The sequence below is a fragment of the Amycolatopsis sp. NPDC051758 genome, assembly GCF_044453095.1.
Classification (GTDB): domain Bacteria; phylum Actinomycetota; class Actinomycetes; order Mycobacteriales; family Pseudonocardiaceae; genus Amycolatopsis.
Genome location: NZ_JBITCJ010000018.1, coordinates 1 through 17,350 on the forward strand (window position 1 = coordinate 1; position 17,350 = coordinate 17,350).

General features: G+C 72.0%; 20 protein-coding genes. 18 read left to right on the forward strand and 2 right to left on the reverse strand.

Going from position 1 to position 17,350, the window contains the following annotated elements; genetic code table 11:
- The first annotated feature begins 84 nt into the window (after nucleotides 1-84).
- The 18 genes from ACIA5G_RS48850 (at nucleotide 85) to ACIA5G_RS48935 (ending at nucleotide 13,488) form a co-directional block, all read left to right on the forward strand.
- Nucleotides 85-882 (forward strand): tyrosine-protein phosphatase, encoded by a 798-nt coding sequence (locus tag ACIA5G_RS48850; RefSeq protein ID WP_327330669.1) that lies wholly within the window; start codon nucleotides 85-87, stop codon nucleotides 880-882.
- 175 nt (nucleotides 883-1,057) lie between these two features.
- The gene (locus ACIA5G_RS48855) at nucleotides 1,058-1,612 is read left to right on the forward strand and encodes a PadR family transcriptional regulator (protein WP_395936491.1); all 555 of its coding nucleotides are present in this window, start codon (nucleotides 1,058-1,060) and stop codon (nucleotides 1,610-1,612) included.
- A 179-nt stretch (nucleotides 1,613-1,791) separates the two neighbouring features.
- Nucleotides 1,792-2,088 carry a TcmI family type II polyketide cyclase gene (locus tag ACIA5G_RS48860; RefSeq protein ID WP_395936493.1) on the forward strand — a complete coding sequence of 99 codons (297 nt, stop codon included), beginning with the start codon at nucleotides 1,792-1,794 and terminating at the stop codon, nucleotides 2,086-2,088.
- Nucleotides 2,088-2,507 (forward strand): cupin domain-containing protein, encoded by a 420-nt coding sequence (locus tag ACIA5G_RS48865; RefSeq protein ID WP_395936495.1) that lies wholly within the window; start codon nucleotides 2,088-2,090, stop codon nucleotides 2,505-2,507. Before ACIA5G_RS48860 ends, ACIA5G_RS48865 begins: the two co-directional genes overlap by 1 nt.
- Nucleotides 2,504-3,763, forward strand: coding sequence for a beta-ketoacyl-[acyl-carrier-protein] synthase family protein (locus ACIA5G_RS48870; RefSeq protein WP_395936497.1), 1,260 nt, complete (start codon nucleotides 2,504-2,506; stop codon nucleotides 3,761-3,763). The genes ACIA5G_RS48865 and ACIA5G_RS48870 overlap by 4 nt, the downstream gene beginning before the upstream one ends.
- Entirely contained in the window at nucleotides 3,760-4,962 is a 1,203-nt protein-coding gene (locus tag ACIA5G_RS48875) for a ketosynthase chain-length factor (RefSeq protein ID WP_395936499.1), read from the forward strand. The genes ACIA5G_RS48870 and ACIA5G_RS48875 overlap by 4 nt, the downstream gene beginning before the upstream one ends.
- Nucleotides 4,963-4,987: 25 nt before the next feature.
- Entirely contained in the window at nucleotides 4,988-5,233 is a 246-nt protein-coding gene (locus ACIA5G_RS48880; protein WP_395936501.1) for an acyl carrier protein, read from the forward strand.
- A gap of 1 nt (nucleotide 5,234) precedes the next feature.
- A complete protein-coding gene (locus ACIA5G_RS48885) occupies nucleotides 5,235-5,702 on the forward strand; it encodes an SRPBCC family protein (RefSeq protein ID WP_395936503.1) in 468 nt (155 codons plus the stop codon).
- A 4-nt stretch (nucleotides 5,703-5,706) separates the two neighbouring features.
- A complete protein-coding gene (locus ACIA5G_RS48890) occupies nucleotides 5,707-6,156 on the forward strand; it encodes an anthrone oxygenase family protein (RefSeq protein ID WP_395936505.1) in 450 nt (149 codons plus the stop codon).
- A 16-nt stretch (nucleotides 6,157-6,172) separates the two neighbouring features.
- Nucleotides 6,173-6,907: an SDR family NAD(P)-dependent oxidoreductase gene (locus ACIA5G_RS48895; RefSeq protein WP_395936507.1), complete on the forward strand. Its 735-nt coding sequence runs from the start codon at nucleotides 6,173-6,175 to the stop codon at nucleotides 6,905-6,907.
- A gap of 11 nt (nucleotides 6,908-6,918) precedes the next feature.
- The gene (locus ACIA5G_RS48900) at nucleotides 6,919-7,245 is read left to right on the forward strand and encodes an antibiotic biosynthesis monooxygenase family protein (RefSeq protein ID WP_395936509.1); all 327 of its coding nucleotides are present in this window, start codon (nucleotides 6,919-6,921) and stop codon (nucleotides 7,243-7,245) included.
- Complete coding sequence (locus tag ACIA5G_RS48905) at nucleotides 7,242-7,547, forward strand: antibiotic biosynthesis monooxygenase family protein (RefSeq protein ID WP_395936511.1); 306 nt, start codon at nucleotides 7,242-7,244, stop codon at nucleotides 7,545-7,547. Before ACIA5G_RS48900 ends, ACIA5G_RS48905 begins: the two co-directional genes overlap by 4 nt.
- A 9-nt stretch (nucleotides 7,548-7,556) precedes the next feature.
- Nucleotides 7,557-7,994, forward strand: a complete 438-nt coding sequence (locus tag ACIA5G_RS48910) for an anthrone oxygenase family protein (RefSeq protein ID WP_395936513.1) — start codon at nucleotides 7,557-7,559, stop codon at nucleotides 7,992-7,994.
- Nucleotides 7,995-8,004: 10 nt separating this feature from the next.
- A complete protein-coding gene (locus ACIA5G_RS48915) occupies nucleotides 8,005-8,724 on the forward strand; it encodes an SDR family NAD(P)-dependent oxidoreductase (RefSeq protein ID WP_395936515.1) in 720 nt (239 codons plus the stop codon).
- A gap of 17 nt (nucleotides 8,725-8,741) precedes the next feature.
- On the forward strand, nucleotides 8,742-9,125 hold the full coding sequence (locus tag ACIA5G_RS48920; RefSeq protein WP_395936517.1) for a SchA/CurD-like domain-containing protein: 384 nt from the start codon (nucleotides 8,742-8,744) through the stop codon (nucleotides 9,123-9,125).
- Nucleotides 9,126-9,128: 3 nt separating this feature from the next.
- The gene (locus ACIA5G_RS48925) at nucleotides 9,129-9,998 is read left to right on the forward strand and encodes an NAD(P)-dependent oxidoreductase (protein ID WP_395936519.1); all 870 of its coding nucleotides are present in this window, start codon (nucleotides 9,129-9,131) and stop codon (nucleotides 9,996-9,998) included.
- Nucleotides 9,995-12,349 (forward strand): PEP/pyruvate-binding domain-containing protein, encoded by a 2,355-nt coding sequence (locus ACIA5G_RS48930; RefSeq protein WP_395936521.1) that lies wholly within the window; start codon nucleotides 9,995-9,997, stop codon nucleotides 12,347-12,349. Before ACIA5G_RS48925 ends, ACIA5G_RS48930 begins: the two co-directional genes overlap by 4 nt.
- Before the next feature lie 26 nt (nucleotides 12,350-12,375).
- Complete coding sequence (locus tag ACIA5G_RS48935) at nucleotides 12,376-13,488, forward strand: nucleotide disphospho-sugar-binding domain-containing protein (protein ID WP_395936523.1); 1,113 nt, start codon at nucleotides 12,376-12,378, stop codon at nucleotides 13,486-13,488.
- A 54-nt stretch (nucleotides 13,489-13,542) separates the two neighbouring features.
- Here ACIA5G_RS48935 and ACIA5G_RS48940 read toward each other — a convergent pair whose 3' ends face one another.
- Together ACIA5G_RS48940 and rfbH are read right to left on the reverse strand one after the other, a co-directional pair.
- Nucleotides 13,543-15,399, reverse strand: coding sequence for a BTAD domain-containing putative transcriptional regulator (locus ACIA5G_RS48940; protein WP_395936525.1), 1,857 nt, complete (start codon nucleotides 15,397-15,399; stop codon nucleotides 13,543-13,545).
- Between the two features lie 491 nt (nucleotides 15,400-15,890).
- Nucleotides 15,891-17,198, reverse strand: coding sequence for a lipopolysaccharide biosynthesis protein RfbH (gene rfbH, locus ACIA5G_RS48945; RefSeq protein ID WP_395936527.1), 1,308 nt, complete (start codon nucleotides 17,196-17,198; stop codon nucleotides 15,891-15,893).
- Nucleotides 17,199-17,350: the final 152 nt, after the last annotated feature.

The following is a 17,350-nucleotide window of genomic DNA, read 5'->3' on the forward strand; positions in this document are numbered from 1 at the left end:
CCGGTGGTGTTTTCCTTACCGCACGCGACGTTGATCCTGATATGTGGAATTCCTGGAATTCATCAGGGAAAGAGGCAGTTCATCGTGCAGACCGCCCGGACCGTTCCGGCCGCCACCGTTGTCAATCTGCGCGACCTGGGCGGCATCGCCCTGGGCCGTGACCGCCGGGTGCGGCAGGGCGTCCTGTTCCGCTCGGGTCAGCTGAGCGAGCTGGACCCGGAGAGCGACCGGGCGGTGTCCGCGCTCGGCATCCGCACCGTCGTGGATCTGCGCACCGCCGATGAGCGCCAGTGGGCCCCGGACCGGCTGCCGGACCGGGCCAGGCTCTTCGTCGCCGACGTACTGGGCGGCCACCCGGGCGTGGCGCCCGCCCGGCTGCGGTCCCTGCTCGCCGACCCGGTCGAGGCGGAACGGGCGCTGGGGGGCGGCAGGGCCGAGGAACTGTTCGCCGAGACCTACCGGAAGATGGTCCTCTCGCCGGGCGCCGCAGCCGCCTACCGGGCCTTCCTGGAGACGGCCGCCGACCCCGGCGCGCGCCCGGTGCTCTTCCACTGCACGGCGGGCAAGGACCGTACCGGCTGGGCGGCAGCCGTCCTGCTCATGCTCCTGGGAGCGCCCCGGGCGACGGTGCGGTCGGACTTCCTCGCGGTCAATCCCTCCGTACGGGCCGCCTTCGCCCCGCACGTGGCGAAGTTCCTGGACGGTGGCGGCGACCCCGCCGTCGCCGCGGCGATCATCGAGGTCCGCCCCCGCTACCTAGACGTGGCGCTCGACGCCATGGACGAACGCTGGGGCGGCCTCGACGGCTACGTGCGCGACGGGCTGCGCCTGCCCGACGCCGCACTGGAGCGGCTGCGCGACGGCCTGGTGATCCGCGGCTGAACCCGTCGCGAACGCGGAAGGGGGCGGGGGGGGCCGGGGGGGCCCGGTTTTTTTCCCACCCGCCCCCGCCCGACCCCCCGGGGCACCCCCCGCTTCTTGCATTGCTCGACTTCCGGTGATCTGAAAACATGGACGGAGAAATAGTGCGGAACGAAATACGTCGGAAGGAAGTGTCATGAGCCGCCCCCGGGATTTCGCCGCATTGACCGTGCTGTGTTTTCTCAACGAGGGCGACCGGCACCCGTACGAGATGCTGCGGCTGGTCCGCCAGCGGCACAAGGACAACATCATCCCCGGGTTGCCGCGCAGCATCTACCGGGCCATCGAGCGGCTCCAGGCCGACGGGCTGATCGAGCCGGTCGAGACGACCCGGGAGGGCCGCCGCCCGGAGCGGACGGTGTACCGCATCACCCCCGACGGCGGTGAGGAGATGGTCACGCAGCTCACGCGCCTGGTCACCACGCCGGAGGAGATCCCGGCCTTCGGCGCGGCGTTGTCGCTGCTCGGGAACCTGGACGGCGACCTGCAGATCGAGGCGCTGCGGGAGCGGCGGATCCGGCTCGAGGGCCGGCTCGCCGAGTACGCCGCCCAGCTGGCCGCCGCCGGCCCGCACCTGGAGTACAAGCGCGTGATGGAGCTGGATTACCTGTGCGCGGTCGGGCACGCCGAGCTGGACTGGCTGCGCCGCGTGCTCGCCACGATGCGGGGCGAACCGGCCCGCGCGGGCTGAGCGCCGCCGCGAATTCCGCGTGGTCCGATCGGGGAGCGAAAGCGCGGCCGGACAAAGTGCGACCCGTTTTCGAACCGTTCTCGAATGCGGTCGCCGAACATCGTCCTGCCCGCGAAAACATCGGGATCTCGCTTCAGGGAAGGGCGGCACGGGTGGAACGCACTCTCATCGTGGCACGCATGAATCCGGATTCGGCGGAATCGGTGGCCGGGATATTCGGCGAGTCCGACGCCGGGCAGCTCCCGGCGACCGTGGGTGTGACGGCGCGGTCGCTGTTCTCCTACAACGGCTTGTACTTCCACCTCATCGAAGCCGAGCGGCCGCTGGCCGAGGGGCTCGCCGAGGCCCGCAAGAGTCCCTTGTGGACCGACATCAACACGAAGCTCGACGAGTTCATCACCCCGTACGACCCGCAGACCTGGCGCGGCCCGGCCGACGCGATGGCCCACCGCTTCTACAGCTGGCGGGCCGTCTGATGGGGGAGCTGAAGATCGCCTCCTACGCCGACGCCGAGCCCAACCGCCGCCGCGGTGGCGAGCTGCGCGTCGTCCTCGGACCCAAGACCGCCGGCGCCACGACCGGCTTCCTCGGCGTGCTGACCCTGCAGCCGGGGGAGTTCGTCTCGGAGCACTACCACCCGTACTCCGAGGAGTTCCTCTACGTCACGCGCGGCGAGCTGACCGCCCGCGTCGACGGCGCGCCCTACGTCCTCTACGAGGGTGAAGGCCTTGTCGTGCCGAAGAACGCGCGGCACCGGGTGGAGAACCACACCGGGGAGCTCGCCGAGGCGGTGTTCCACCTGTGCCCGCTGGCGCCGCGCCCGGACCTCGGCCACGTCGACACCGAGGAGCTGCCGGCGCCGGCCGAGGCGCAGCCGTCCGTGGGGGCACCGTGACGAGGACCGCGGTCATCACCGGCATCGGCGTGGTCGCCCCGGGCGGTGTCGGCACCAAGGCCTTCTGGACGCTGCTCACCGAAGGCCGCACCGCGACCCGGCCGATCTCGAGGTTCGACGCGTCCCGCTTCCGCTCGCGCATCGCCGCCGAGTGCGACTTCGAAGGTGAGCTCAACGGCCTGACCGCCGAGGAGTCCGTGCGGCTCGACCGCGCGGCGCAGTTCGCGCTCGTCTGCACGGACGAAGCCGTGGTCGACAGCGGCCTGGACCCCGGCGCGCTCGACCCGTACCGGCTCGGTGTCGCGATCGGCAGCGCCGTCGGCGCCACCATCGGGCTGGAGAACGAGTACCTCACCGTCTCCGCGGGCGCCCGCGACTGGGTCGTCGACCCCGCCAAGGCCGCCCCGCAGTTGTACGAGTACCTCGTCCCGAGCAGCTTCGCGGCCGAAGTCGCCTGGCGCTGCGGTGCGCAGGGCCCGGTCGCCACCATCTCCACCGGCTGCACCTCCGGTCTCGACGCGATCGGCCACGCCGCCGGGCTCATCGAGTCCGGCGAGGCCGACGTGATGCTCGCGGGCGCCACGGACGCGCCGATCTCGCCGATCACCGTCGCCTGCTTCGACGCGATCAAAGCCACGTCGCCCGACAACGACGACGCCGCGCACGCGTCCCGGCCGTTCGACCGCACCCGCAACGGGTTCGTGCTCGGCGAGGGCGCCGCGGTCTTCGTCGTCGAAGAAGCCGAGAGCGCCCGGCGGCGCGGCGCGCACGTCTACTGCGCGGTCTCCGGCTTCGCGACCCGGGCCAACGCCTACCACATGACGGGGCTGAAGCCGGACGGCCGCGAGCTGGCCGAGGCCATCACCGTCGCCCTCGGCCGGGCCGGCCTGCCCGGCGACCGCGTCGGCTACGTCAACGCCCACGGTTCGGGCACCAAGCAGAACGACCGGCACGAGACCGCCGCCGTCAAGCGCAGCCTGGGTGAGCACGCCTACCGGGTGCCGGTCAGCTCCATCAAGTCGATGGTCGGGCACTCGCTCGGCGCGATCGGCTCGCTGGAGGTCGCGGCCTGCGCGCTGGCGCTGGAGCACCAGGTCGTGCCGCCGACGGCGAACCTGCACCACCGCGACCCGGAGTGCGACCTCGACTACGTGCCGAACGTCGCCCGGGAGACCGGGCTGGACACCGTGCTCAGCGTCGGCAGCGGCTTCGGCGGGTTCCAGACGGCCGTGGTCCTGACCCGGGAGCCGGTATGACGACGGCGGAGGCGGCCCCGGTGATCACCGGGATCGGCGTGGTCGCACCCAACGGCGTCGGTGTTGAGGACTTCTGGTCGAACGTGCTGGCCGGGAAGAGCGGGCTCGCGCCGGTGACCCGGTTCGACGCCGAAGGTTACCCGGTCTCGCACGTCGGCGCGGTGCCCGACGAGGCGGATTCCCTGCCGAACCGGATCACCGTGCAGACCGACCGCTGGACCCGGCTCGCGATGACCGCGACCGAGGAGGCGCTGCGGAACGCGGGCATCGGCCCCGGCGGCGAGCGGGACTTCGACGACTACGACTTCGCCGTGATCACCGCCAGCTCCTCCGGTGGCAACGAGTTCGGCCAGCGCGAGATCGAGCAGCTGTGGAGCGCCGGACCGGAATACGTGTCGGTGTACCAGTCGATCGCGTGGTTCTACGCGGCGACCACCGGGCAGCTGTCCATCCGGCACGGGATGCGCGGTCCCTGCGGGGTCGTCGTCGCCGAGCAGGCGGGCGGGCTGGACGCGCTCGCGCAGAGCCGGCGGATGCTGCGCACCGGCACCAAGGCCGTGGTCACCGGCGGCACCGAAGCGGCGCTGTCGCCGTACGCGCTGGTGTGCCAGGGCAGCAGCGAGCGGTTCACCCGCGGTGCGTACCTGCCCTTCGACGTGCGGGCGTCCGGCCACGTGCCGGGTGAGGGCGGCGCGATCCTGGTGCTGGAGGACGAGAGCGCCGCCCGGGCGCGCGGAGTGTCCGAAGTGCACGGACGGGTCGCGGGGTACGCGGCGACGTTCGATCCCCGGCCCGGCTCCGGCCGGCCCGGCGGGTTGCTCCGGGCGATCACCGGCGCACTGCGGGACGCGGGCCTGCGGCCGTCCGATGTGGACGTCGTGTTCGCCGACGGCGCGGGCACACCGGCGGGTGACGCCGAGGAAGCCGCGGCGCTGGCCGGGGTGTTCGGCGCCCGCGGGGTGCCGGTCACGGTGCCGAAGACGATGACCGGGCGGCTCGCCGCCGGTGGCGCCCCGCTCGACGTCGCGTGTGTGCTGCTGGCCATGCGCGACGGTGTGCTGCCGCCGACCGTCGGTGTCACCGAACCCGCCTACGACCTCGACCTGGTCCAGGAGCCCCGGCCCGCGGAGGTGCGGACCGCACTCGTGCTGGCACGCGGTTTCGGCGGCTTCAACTCCGCACTCGTGCTCACTCGCTGACCCAGACCCACCGAAGGAGGAGAACGTGCTCACGCTCGAAGATCTCAAACAGGTCCTGCGCACCTGCGGAACCGACGAGTCCGTCGACCTGGACGGCGACATCCTCGACGTCGAGATGGCCGACCTCGGCTACGACTCGCTGGCGGTGCTCGAGATTTCGGCCCGCCTGCAGCAACGCTCCGGGCGCGAGATCCCGGAGGACGTCACGGCCGAGTCGATGACGCTGCGGCAGCTGCTGGGCTACATCAACAACCCCGTCGGGATCGCCTGACATGGCCGCGCACACGGACAACAGCGTGTTCATCGAGGCGCCGATGGAGCTGGTCTGGCAGCGCACCAACGACGTCGAGTCGTGGACCGAGCTGTTCGACGAGTACGGCGAGGCCACGGTGCTCGACCGCCGGGACGACCGGATCACCTTCCGGCTCGCCCTGCACCCGGACGAGAACGGCAAGGTGTGGGCGTGGGTGTCCGAACGCCGCCTCGACGAGGCGGCCCGCACCACGCTGTCGCACCGCGTCGAGACCGGCCCGTTCAAGTACATGAGCCTGTTCTGGGAGTACACCGAGGTCGCCGGCGGCGTGCGGCTGCGCTGGGTGCAGGACTTCGAGATGAAGCCCGGCGCCCCGGTCGACGACACCGCGATGGCCGCCCGGATCAACGGGAACAGCGTGCGGCAGCAGGCGAGGATCAAGAAGATCCTCGAACAGGCCGCGCGCGACGCGGAAGTCCCGGTCTGAGCTCATGACCTACCAGATCGCCGCGCTGCTGGCGCTGGTCTGCGGCGGGATCGCCGCGGGCGACATGTTCTGCACCACGGTCGGGCTCGCGCCGATGATGCAGGTGCTGTCCTACCGGCGTTACGTCGAGATGGTGCAGTACCTGCAGCCGCGGTACGACCCGGCGATGCCGATCATCAACGCGGTCGCGCTGCTGGCGAACGTGGTCGCCGCGGTCACCGCGCCGTCGGGCGCCTGGTTCGTGGTCGCCGCGGTGCTCGTCGCGTCGGTGATCGGGGTGTCGGTCGCCAAGGCCGTGCCGATCAACCGGTTCGTGCTGAAGCTCGATCCGGCGGACGAACCCGCGGACTGGCCCAGCCGGGACCCGCGGGCGCGCTGGAAGGCGTGGAACACCACCCGCACGGTGCTGATGGCGGGCGCGCTGCTCGTCGACGGTGTCGCCGTCCTGTACTGAACTTCGAAGGAGAGACATGAGCATCAAGCTCGACGGCAAGCGGGTGCTGGTCACCGGCGGAACCGGGGGGATCGGCCGCGGCCTCTCCCACGCGTTCGCCGGCGCCGGCGCCAGCCTCGTCACCTGCGGCCGGTCGGACGAGGAGGCCGCCGACCGGATGGCCCGCGAACTCAAGGAAATCGGCGGGGAACACCACGTCGTGCTCGCCGACGTCACCCGGCCCGACCAGGTCGAAACGCTCCTGGAGGAGTGCCGGACGCGGCTGGGCGGGCTCGACGTGCTGGTCAGCAACGCCGGGGCGATCAGCCACATCCCGTTCGGCGAGCTGCCGCTCGAGGAGTGGAAGCGCGTCCTCGACACCAACCTGACCGCGGCCTACCTGCTGATCTCGAAGGCGCTGCCGATGCTGTCCGACGGCGCGTCCATCGTGCTGATCGGCTCCCGGGTGGCGACCGTCGGGATCCCGCTGCGGGCGCACTACACGGCGTCGAAGTCGGCGCTGATCGGGCTCGCGCGCTCGCTGGCCAAGGAGCTGGGCGGGCGCCGGATCCGGGTCAACGTGGTGGCGCCCGGCGTGATCGAGACGCCGGAACGCCCGCTGCCCGACGAGATCCGGCAGCGCTACCACCAGCTCACCGCGATCGGCCGGCTCGGCAGCCCCGAGGAGATCGCCAACGCGGTGCTGTTCCTGGCCAGCGACCTGTCGTCCTACATCACCGGCGAAACCGTCCACGTCGACGGCGGAATCTGAAGGAGAACACGATGTCCGGCACCGAAGTCTTCCGCGTCATGCTGCGGATGGAGGTCCTGCCCGGCAAGGGTGAGGAGTTCGAGAAGGTCTGGTACGAGAGCGCCGGCACGATCACCGGTCAGCGCGCCAACCTCGGCCAGTGGCTCTCCCGCGGCGACGACGAGGAGGGCGTCTACTACATCGTCAGCGACTGGGTCAACGAGGAGCTGTTCCGCGAGTACGAGCGCAGCGAGGAGCACCTGGTGCACCGCGGCAAGCTGCACCCGTACCGCAGCAAGGGCTCCATGCAGACGATGCGGGTGGTGCACAACCTGGTCGGCGCCGGGGCCCCCGCGTGAGCCGGGTCCGTGTGCTGATCTACGCGGCGGCGCCGGAGAGCGACACCGACGGCGTCACCGAGGCGTACCACCGCATCAGCGCGGAGCTGTCCGGCACGCCGGGACTGCTCGGCAACGAGCTGATGCAGTCGCTGGGCGAGGCCCGCTCGTTCGTCGTGATGAGCGAGTGGGCCGACCTGGACGCCTTCCGGAAGTGGGAGACCGGGCCGGACCACCGCGGAACGACGTCGCCGCTGCGGCCCTACCAGGACGCCTCGCGGGGCAGCCCGTTCGGTCTCTACCAGGTCGTGGCCAACTACTAGGAGTCCATTGTGGTCGCCGTACTCGACGTGCTCGTGCTGGCGGGCAGCGGGATCGCGGCCGGTGTGCTGTTCTGCGTGGCGCTCAGCGTGGTGCCCGCGTTCCTCGGGATGGAGCCCGCGCAGTACGTGGCGGCACACCGGCTGATCGGGAAGAACTACGACCCGGTGATGCCGCTGACCGTGCTGGGGACCGTGGTGGCCGACGCCGTGCTGGCGGTCGTCCGGTCGTCCGTCCCCTTCGGACTGGCGGCGGTGCTGCTGCTGGGGGTGTCCGCGGTTTCCCACCTGGCGAACGTGCCGATCAACCGGCTGGTCAAGTCACTCGACACCGTTCCGTCCACTTGGGACGACCCGCGCCCGCGGTGGCGCAACTGGAACCTGCTGCGGACCGGTCTCGCGATCGCCGCACTGCTGGTCAACGCGATCGCCGTGGTCGCGACCGGATAGGAGGCAATTCGTGGAGCTGGGATTCAAGGGCAAGCGGGCGCTCGTCACGGGCGGGACCCGCGGGATCGGCCGGGCGGTCTCGCTCGCGCTGGCCACGGCCGGCGCGACCGTCGTCGCGGTGAACCGGGAGGAGAACGAAGCTTCGGAGTCGCTGCGGAAGGAGCTGGCCGAGCTCGGCGGCAGCGTCGTGCACGCGGACGTGACCGACGCGGCCGAAGTGGCGCGCCTCGCGGAGACCTGCCGGACCGAGCTGGGCGGGCTGGACGTGCTGGTGAACAACGCGGGGGTGCACGGGCACACCCCGCTGGCCGAGCTGGACCTGGCCGAGTGGACCCGGCTGATCGACACCGACCTGACGTCGATGTTCCTGGTCACGCAGGCGTGTGTGCCGCTGCTGGCCGAGGGTGCGAGCGTCATCAACGTGGGTGCCTCGGCAGCCTTCCGCGGGATGGCGGGCACGGCGCACTACACCGCGGCGAAGGCGGGCGTGGTCGGCCTGACCCGGTCGCTGTGCAAGGAGTTCGGCGGGATCAGGGTCAACACGATCGCGCCGGGCGTGATCAACACCGGCGACGAGCTCCCGCCGCCGGTCGCCCAGCGGGTCAAGCGGATGACCGCGCTCGGCCGGCTGGGCACCCCGGAAGAGGTCGCCGGCGCGGTGCTGTTCCTCGCGAGTGACCTGTCGACCTACGTCACCGGCGCGCTGCTCGCCGTCGACGGCGGAATGTAACCCAGGAAGGCTTTGCCATGCCCTACGCGGCCATCACCTACGACATCAAACCCGGCTTCGAAGACGAGATCGCCGGGATCTTCGCGAACTTCAAGCGGGCGGACTCGCCGATCATGCGCGACGAGAGCGGCGCCGAGGTCGGCCGGCTCCTCGGCACCGCCGTGTTCATCCGCGACGCGCAGCTGGTCCGCTTCATCCACTACGAAGGCGACTTCGCCCAGATCGGCAAGCACATGGCCCGCCAGGAGGGCGTGCACCTGGTCGAGGAGCAGCTGAAGCCGTACCTCGCTTCGGAGCGCAACACCGAGACCCCCGAAGGCTTCCGGCAGCACTTCGCCAAGAGCTTGATGCGGTGCATCTCGCAGATCTCCGTGCCGCCCGCCGCGTTCGCCGTGAGCTGAGGCATGGACACCAAGACGATCGCCGTGGTCGGCCTCGGCGTGATGGGCTCGGGCATGGCGACGAGCCTGCTCGACCACGGGTACCGGGTGCTGGTGCACAACCGCACGGCCGCCAAGGCGGCGCCGCTGCTCGACCGCGGCGCCGAGCTCGCCGATTCGGCCGAGGGCGCGGTGGCCGGCGCCGACCGCGTGCTGCTGAGCCTCGCCGACGAGCCGGCGGTGGACGCGGTGCTGGCCGCCGCCGGGCCCGCGCTCCGGGCCGGACTGGTCGTCGTCGACACGTCGACGGTTTCGGCGGAGTACTCCCGGTCGTTGACCGCCCGGCTCGCGGAAGCGGGCGTCACCCGGATCGAGGCGTGTGTGCTGGGCAACCCGGCGCAGGCCGCGGCCGGGCAGCTGCGGGTGCTCGCCGCCGGAGCCCGGCCGGCGGTCGAGTCGGCCGGCGACGTGCTGGAGGCGATCGGCCGGGAGGTTTCGTACCTCGGCCCGGTCGGCAACGCCGCCACCACGAAGCTGGTGTTCAACCTCCTGCTGGGCGGCCAGGTCGCGGCGCTGGCCGAGGCCGTGAACTACGGCGTGGCGGCCGGGCTCGACCGCGACCGGCTGCTGACGGCGATCGGCGCCAGCGGCTTCAGCTCGAAGGTGCTGTCGTTCCGGGCGGACCTGATGCGGTCGCGTCAGTACGAGCCGGCGGCGTTCCGGTCCGCGCTGATGGCCAAGGATTTGAGGCTGGGCACCGGGGCGGCGGCCGAAGCGGGTGTTGGCACGCCGGTGCTGACCGCGGCGGCGCAGGCGTACGAGGCCGTGGTTGCGGCTGGTTCGGGTGATGCCGACGCGGCGGTTCTCATCGACACTCCGGGAGGCTCCGCGTGACGCTCACCCAGCCCGCGCTCGTCCGGTCGCTGGACGAGCCGGGCCTCGAGGTGGCCGAGGCCGGGCGGAAGGCCGCCCGGCTGGCCGAGCTGCGGCAGGCCGGTTTCCCGGTGCCGCCGGGGCTGGTGCTCACCGTCGCCGCGTTCGAGGCGGGTGAGTTCTCGGCCGGGGTGCTGGCCGCGCTGCGGTCCATGGCCGACCACTTCGGTGACGTTCCGCTGGCGGTGCGGTCCTCGGGCGTCGCCGAGGACGGGGACGATCGGTCCCACGCCGGGCAGTACGAGACCGTGCTCGGAGTGACGGGGTTCGACGACCTCGTCGCGGCCGTGCGCACCTGCTGGGACTCGGCCGACGGGGCCCGGCTGCGCGAGTACCGGGGCCGCGCCGACCGGCCGGGGCTGGCCGTGCTGGTCCAGCCCCTGGTCCCGGCCGTCGCCGCCGGGGTGGCGTTCAGCGCCGATCCGGTCACCGGCGCCCGCGACACGGTCCGCGTCGACGCCGTGCCGGGGCTCGGCGACCAGCTGGTCTCCGGCCGCGTCGCGCCGGACGAATGGGCGGTCACGGACGCGCCCGTCCTGGTCCGCGGCCCGCACCACGTGCTGAGCGCGGAGCAGGTCGCCCACGTCGCCGGCTTGACGCGGCGGGTCGAGGCGGAAGCCGGCTCGCCCCAGGACATCGAATGGGCGTGGACCGACGACGTGGTCCTGCTGCAGGCGCGCCCGATCACGGCGCTGCCCGCGGCGGGCCCGGTGCCGGTCCCGGTGGAGTTCGAGGTGCCGCCGGGGTTCTGGCTCCGCGGCGGCTACACGCTCAAACCGCTGTCGCCGATGAACACCTCGACCCTGATCCGCGCGGTCAACCGGACCAGCGCGAACCTGTTCACCTACGCGTTCGGCGAGCGGGTCGAGGTGCTGAACCTCGGCGGCTGGTCCTACGTGCGGATCGTGCCGCTGGCCTCGGTGGACGCCGTGCGCGCGCGAGCCCGGAAGGTGGTCGAGGCCGGGCGCGCCGACAAGCACGGCGAGATCGTCGACCGGTGGTACGCCGAGTGGCTCCCGGGCCTGCGCGCCGCCGTGGCCGAAGTCCGGTCGGTGGTCCTCGGTGAGCTGTCCGGGCCCGGGCTGGTCGCGGAGCTGGACCGGCGGGTCGAGCTGGCGTACGAGGCGCAGCGGCTGCACTTCCTCGTCGGCGGGGTGTCCAGCATGGTCTGGGGCGAGCTGGGCGTCGTCTGCCGGGACCTGCTCGGCTGGGACGCCACGGGGATCCTCCCGATGCTGACCGGGCTCCCGGGCAAAGCGGCCGAGCCCGCGCGCGAGCTGGCCCGCCTGGCCCGCCTCGCCGCGCGCGACCCCGGCGTGCTCCAGGAGCCGGCCGGTGAATTCGCCGAAGCGTTCCAGACCTACCTCGTCGAGTACGGCCAGCGCTGTCTCGGCGCGGACCTCGCCGAGCCCTCGCTGGCGGAGCAGCCGCGGCTGGTGCTGAGCCTGATCGCGGACCAGCTCGACGTGGGCTCCGACCCGGCGGCCGCGTCGGCGGCGGCGATCGCCGAGCGCGAGGAGACCGTCGCGGCGGCTCGCGCGCGGTTGTCCGGAGTGGATCTCACCCGGTTCGACCGCGCGCTGGTCCGCGCGCAGCGTGCGTTCCCGCTGCGTGACGACACCGGTTTCGAGGCGCACGTCGCCTGGGCGCAGGTCCGGTACGCGCTCCGGGAACTGGCTGCCCGCATGGTTTCGAGCGGGTGGCTCGCCGACGTCGACGACGTCTTCCTGCTCACCTTGGACGAAGTGCGCGCCGCCTTCACGGCCGGCGCGGCGCAGCAGGACCTGGTGCGGCTGCGCGCGGGACAGCAGGCGTGGTCGCAGGCCCACCTCGGCCCGCAGACCTACGGCGAATACCAAGGTGGCCCCGACCGCGAGCCGGTACTGGCCGAGCTGGCCCCGGCCGATCGTGCGGTGCTGGAGCCGATGCTGTGGATCGACTCGGTGTCCGAGCTGGGCGCCGGGCACCGGGCGGCGGCGGGGGACCGGCTGCTGCGCGGGACGGCGGCGTCGGCGGGCCGCTACACCGGCGTTGTCCGCGTGGTGATCAGCGAACGCGAGTTCGCGAAGCTGCGGCCGGGGGACGTGCTGGTGTGCCCGGAAACCACACCCCAGTGGTCGGTGCTGTTCGGCGGCATCGGCGCGCTGATCACCGACACCGGCGGGCTGCTCTCGCACCCGTCGATCCTCGCGCGCGAGCACGGCATCCCGGCGGTGGTCGCGACCGGCAACGCGACCGAGGTCCTGCACGACGGCCAGCTGGTCACCGTGGACGGGACGACCGGCGCGGTGGAGGTCCTCGACGCGTCGTGACCGGCCCCTTCTGATCCGGAGTACACATGCGAATACTGGTGACCAGTTATCCCGCCGTCTCCCACCTCTACCCGATGGTGCCGCTCGCCTGGGCGCTGCGGACCGCCGGGCACGAGGTACGGGTGGCGGCGGCGCCGTCGTTCGCGGCCGCCGCGCGCCGCACCGGGCTCCCGGTCCTGCCGCTCGGCGAGGACGTCGACGGAACGGTGGCGTGGGAAGGGTTCGACCCGCGAGCGGGCGACCGCACCGCGCGGACGATGCGGATGTTCCGGCTGACCGCGCAGGGCTGGGCCGCCGCGCTCGTGGCGGCCGCCCGTGACTGGGCGGACGTCGTGCTGTTCGACCCGCGCGAGTACGCGGGCCCGGTCGCGGCCGCGGTGGCGGGCATCCCGTCGGCGCGGGTGCTCTACGGGGTGGACCACACCTACGCCGAGCGCACGGTGGAGTGGCCGTTGCTGGCCCCGCTGTGGGACGACTGGGGTCTCGGCGAGCCGGATCCGGCGGGCACGGTGACGATCGATCCCTGCCCGGCGGCCCTGCAGCTCGAGACCCCGCCGGCGGCGTGGCCGGTGCAAACCATCCCCTACAACGGCTCGGCGCTGATCCCCGGACTCGCCGGCCCGGCCGGCCGGCCCCGCGTCTGCCTCACCTGGGGCGCCTCGTTCGGGGGCACCACGGGCAACCTGGACCCGGTCCGGGTGGCGCTGACGGGGCTCCTGCGCTGCGACGTCGAGGTGATCGTCGCGGTCGCGCGCGGCCAGCGGGCCCTGCTGGGCGAGCTGCCCGCCGGCGTCCGGGTGCTGGAATCGGTCCCGCTGCACACGATCCTGCCCAGCTGCGCGCTGGTCGTGCACCAGGGCGGCGCGGGCACGGCACTCACCGCGGCGGCGTGCGGGGTGCCGCAGGTGGTGGTCCCGTTCAAGGGTGACCAGCTGACCCACGCGGGCCGGGTGGCGGCCGCGGGTGCGGGTGTCCTGCTCCCGGCGGCGGAGCTCACGCCGGAGGCGGTCGCTTCGGCCGCCCTCGAGGTGCTTGGTGATGCGGGGTACGCGCGGCGGGCGGCCGATGTCGCTGCGGAGAACCGCTCACGTCCGGCGCCGGCGGCTTTGGTGCGGCAGCTGGAGTTCCTGACCCGCTGAGCCCGGTGGGGTGGTCCTCGACGAGGACCACCCCACCGGGCTCGAGTGACCGGTTCAGCCGGGAACAGCGATCCCGGCCTCCGCTTCGCGCGGGATGGCGGTGACCACCTGGAGCAGGCTCGACGGCCGGTCCGCCCGGTCGAAGAAGTCCAGGAACAGCGGCGGCAGGGAGTAGTGGAACTCCGGGCCGTCGGCCTGCACCCGGACCCGCAGCATGTTCGCCGCCACGAGCCGGTCGAGGGCGTCCTCGGCCTCGCGCTCGCTCACCTCGACGACCGCGACCGCGTTCTTCGCCGTGAAGCAGTCCAGTCCGGACTCGCACAGGCGGGTCAGCACCTGCCGATCCCGGGGCTCGAGGTCGGCGAGGTCCTCGCGGAACGGCCCGTCCAGGTCGACCCCCGCGGCCTGCAGCTCCGGGCGCAGGCCGTCGTGGTCGGTGACGCGGGCCGCCAGCTTGGTCACCGGCCAGTGCCGGTTGACCGACAGGCGCTCGCCCAGCGCGCGCAGCGCCACCGGGAGACCGCCGCAGCGGTGGACCACGGCGGCCACCGTCCCGCGCTCGTGGAGGATGTTCCGCGAAGTGACCACTTTGGACATGAGCGCGACACCGTCGTCGGTGGACATCGGCTCCAGCAGCATCGGCACCACGCCCGGCAGCGAGCCGGTGAGCCGCCGTCCGGTGGCCAGCACCACCCAGCGGCCACCGGGCAGCAGCGGCCGGATCTGCGCGGCCGACGAGACGCCGTCGAGCAGGATCAGCCCGCAGCCGCCGGCGGTCCTGGTGCGGAAGAGCTTGGCCCGCTCGGCCTCGCCTTCGGGCAGGTCCGCCGCGCGGACGCCCAGATCGGTGAGGAACCCGCCGAGCACGTCCACCGGCTCGGTGAACCGGTCGAACTCGGCGAACAGCTGGCCGTCCGGGAACCGCGACCGCGCCGCGTGTGCGGCCCGCACCGCCAGCACCGTCTTGCCCACCCCGGTCATCCCGGTCACCGCGAACGTCCGGCCGGCCGCACCCTCGGGGGTGAGGAGCCGGTCCAGCTCGGCCAGCTCGGCGGCCCGGCCGGTGAAGTCCGACAGGTCCGCGGGCAGCTGCGCCTGGACGATGTTCGGCGCCGGCGCCGCCACGGTCCCCGCGCGCACCGCCGGCGCCACCCGGCGCAGCGAAGGAGAGTCCGAGAGGACGTTCTGGTGCAGCTGCTGCAGCGTCGGCGAAGGGTCGATGCCCAGTTCGTCGTCGAGGCAGCGCCGGACCTCGTGGTAGACCTGCAGGGCCTGCGACCGCCGGTCGCAGCGGTAGAGCGCGAGCATCAGCTTCGCGTACAGGTCCTCGTGCAGCGGGTACTTCGCGATCAGCCCGCGCAGCTCGCCGACCAGCTCGTGGTGCCGGCCGATCTGCAGGTCGGCCTCGACCCGCATGGCCAGCGCCTGCAGCCAGGCCTCGTTGAGCTTCGCGGCGTGTGCGTCGAGCAGCGGTCCACGCTGGACGTCGCACAAGGCGTCACCCCGCCACAGCGCGGTCGCCCGGTGGAGCAGCTGCGAAGCGCGCAGCGGGTCCGCCGCCTCCAGCGCGTGCTTGGCGTCGCCGGCCAGCTGGTCGAACTCGTCGGAGTCGACGCTGCCCGGGGCGATCCGGGCCAGGTAGCCGAGCGGCTTGGTGACGAGCACACCGTCGTGGCTGTTGCCCGCGGCGCAGAACAGCTTGCGCAGCTGGTAGATGTAGGTCTGCAACGTGGTCAGCGCGCTCGCCGGCGGGTTCTCCGGCCAGATCTCCTCGATCAGCGAGGTCACCGGCACCAAACCGCCGTGGCAGAGGACGAGCAGCGCCAGGACGCTGCGCTGCTTCGGCGCGGTAGGTGTGAGCACGCGGTCTTCATGGGTCACCTCGAAGGTGCCCAGGGTATTGAATCTCATGACTTCCCCCAGCGGTAGGCATAAGAACGGGCGAACCGCGGATGGTGAATGGACTATCGCGCACAACGGCGAAATAGCCGATCTACATCCCCAGTTGGCGCAAAAGGCGGCACCCACCCCAGATATCGTGCTCTTGCACCTGCGGCTGACAGTATTCCGCACATGTGTCGGTGTCAAGATTTCCCGAGGACGGCCGAACGTTGGTTGGGGGAGGTCCAACGACCTGCGGCGGGTCCGGGGCGGTCCGGTGAGCAGCGGAGACGGGGAGTCTGGCGGGTTCGCACGTATTCGACCGGGATTACCGGTAGATCCGATTCATCCGGATTTACACGTGCTTGACGAGTGGTGAATAGGAATGCACTCGGGGTGTCTGCCGTGGGGGAAGATTACCGCGAATATCAATTCTATCTTAAGTTCCCCGTCCGTGGTGAAAAATGAAAAGCGCCTCTCGGAACACCGAGGTGTCCGAGAGGCGCCGGGTGGGGGCCCGTTCAGTGGGTGGCGACGAACTCCTTGAGCGTGCCGATGACGAACTCGATCATTTCCGGGGTGATGCCGGGGTAGACGCCGATCCAGAACGTCCGCTCGGCGACGATGTCGCTGTTGACCAGCGAGCCGGAGATGCGGTGGGGCCGGTCGAGGTAGGCCGGGTGCCGGGTGAGGTTGCCGGCGAACAGCCGCCGGGTCCGGATCGCGTTGGCCTCCAAATGGGCGATCACCTCGCCGGCGGTGAAGCCCGCATCCGGGCGCACCGTGATCACGAACCCGAACCAGCTCGGGTCGCTGCCCGGGGTCGGCTCGGGCAGCTGCAGGCCGGGCAAGCCGTCGAGGCCTTCGCGCAACTGCTGCCAGTTCTGCTTCCTCGCCTCGACGAAGGCGGGCAGCTTCGCCAGCTGGCTCAGCCCCAGCGCGGCCTGCAGGTCCGTGCTCTTGAGGTTGTACCCGAGCTGGGAGAACACGTACTTGTGGTCGTAGCCCGGTGGCAGCGTCCCCAGGGAGAAGTCGAACCGCCGCAGGCAGCGGTCGTCTTCGCCGGGCTCGCACCAGCAGTCGCGGCCCCAGTCGCGCAGGGACCTCGCCAGCCGGGCCAGTTTCAGGTCCGACGTCAGCAGGCAGCCGCCCTCGCCCATGGTCAGGTGGTGCGCCGGGTAGAAGGACACGGTGGCGAACTGGCCGAACGTCCCGGTCGGCCGGCCGCCGTAGGTCGAGCCGACGGCGTCGCAGTTGTCCTCGATCAGGTAGCACCCGTGCTGCTCGGCGAGCTCGGCGATCTCGGCGACCGGGAAGGGGTTGCCGAGGGTGTGCGCGATCATGATCGCGCGGGTGCGCGGTGAGAACGCGGCCTCGACCCGTTCGGCCGTCGTGTTGTAGGTGCCGAGCTCGATGTCGACGAACACCGGGACGAGGCCGTGCTGCAGGATCGGGTTCACCGTGGTCGGGAACCCGGCCGCGACGGTGATCACCTCGTCGCCGGGTTTGAGCCGGTCGTCGCCGAGCTGGGGCGCGCACAGCGCGCTGATCGCCAGCAGGTTCGCCGACGAGCCCGAGTTGGTCAGCAACGCCTTGCGTCGCTTGAGGGTCCGGGCGAACGACGACTCGAACTTCGCCGCGAGCCCCCCGGAGGCGATCCGGAGGTCCAGCGCGGCTCCGACCAGCGCCACCCGGTCGTCGGCGTCCAGCACCGCGCCCGAGGACAGGATCGGCGTCTCGCCGGGGACGAACTTCGCCGGCCCGGGGAGCTGTGCGTCGTGGTAGCCGCGGACCTGCTCCAGCAGGAGCGATCTCGCTGAGTCGACCATGTCGTATCCCCTGCGCTCGAGAGCGGGTTGTCGAAAAGCTGCCGAAGTGTCGCGATGGCGGCTATAGACCCGCTCGACCCCGGCTCGCGAGCGGGCGGCTGGACGGCGAATCCAGTGCGGCCCGACGGCGGCTTGGTCCGGTGGCGTCATGA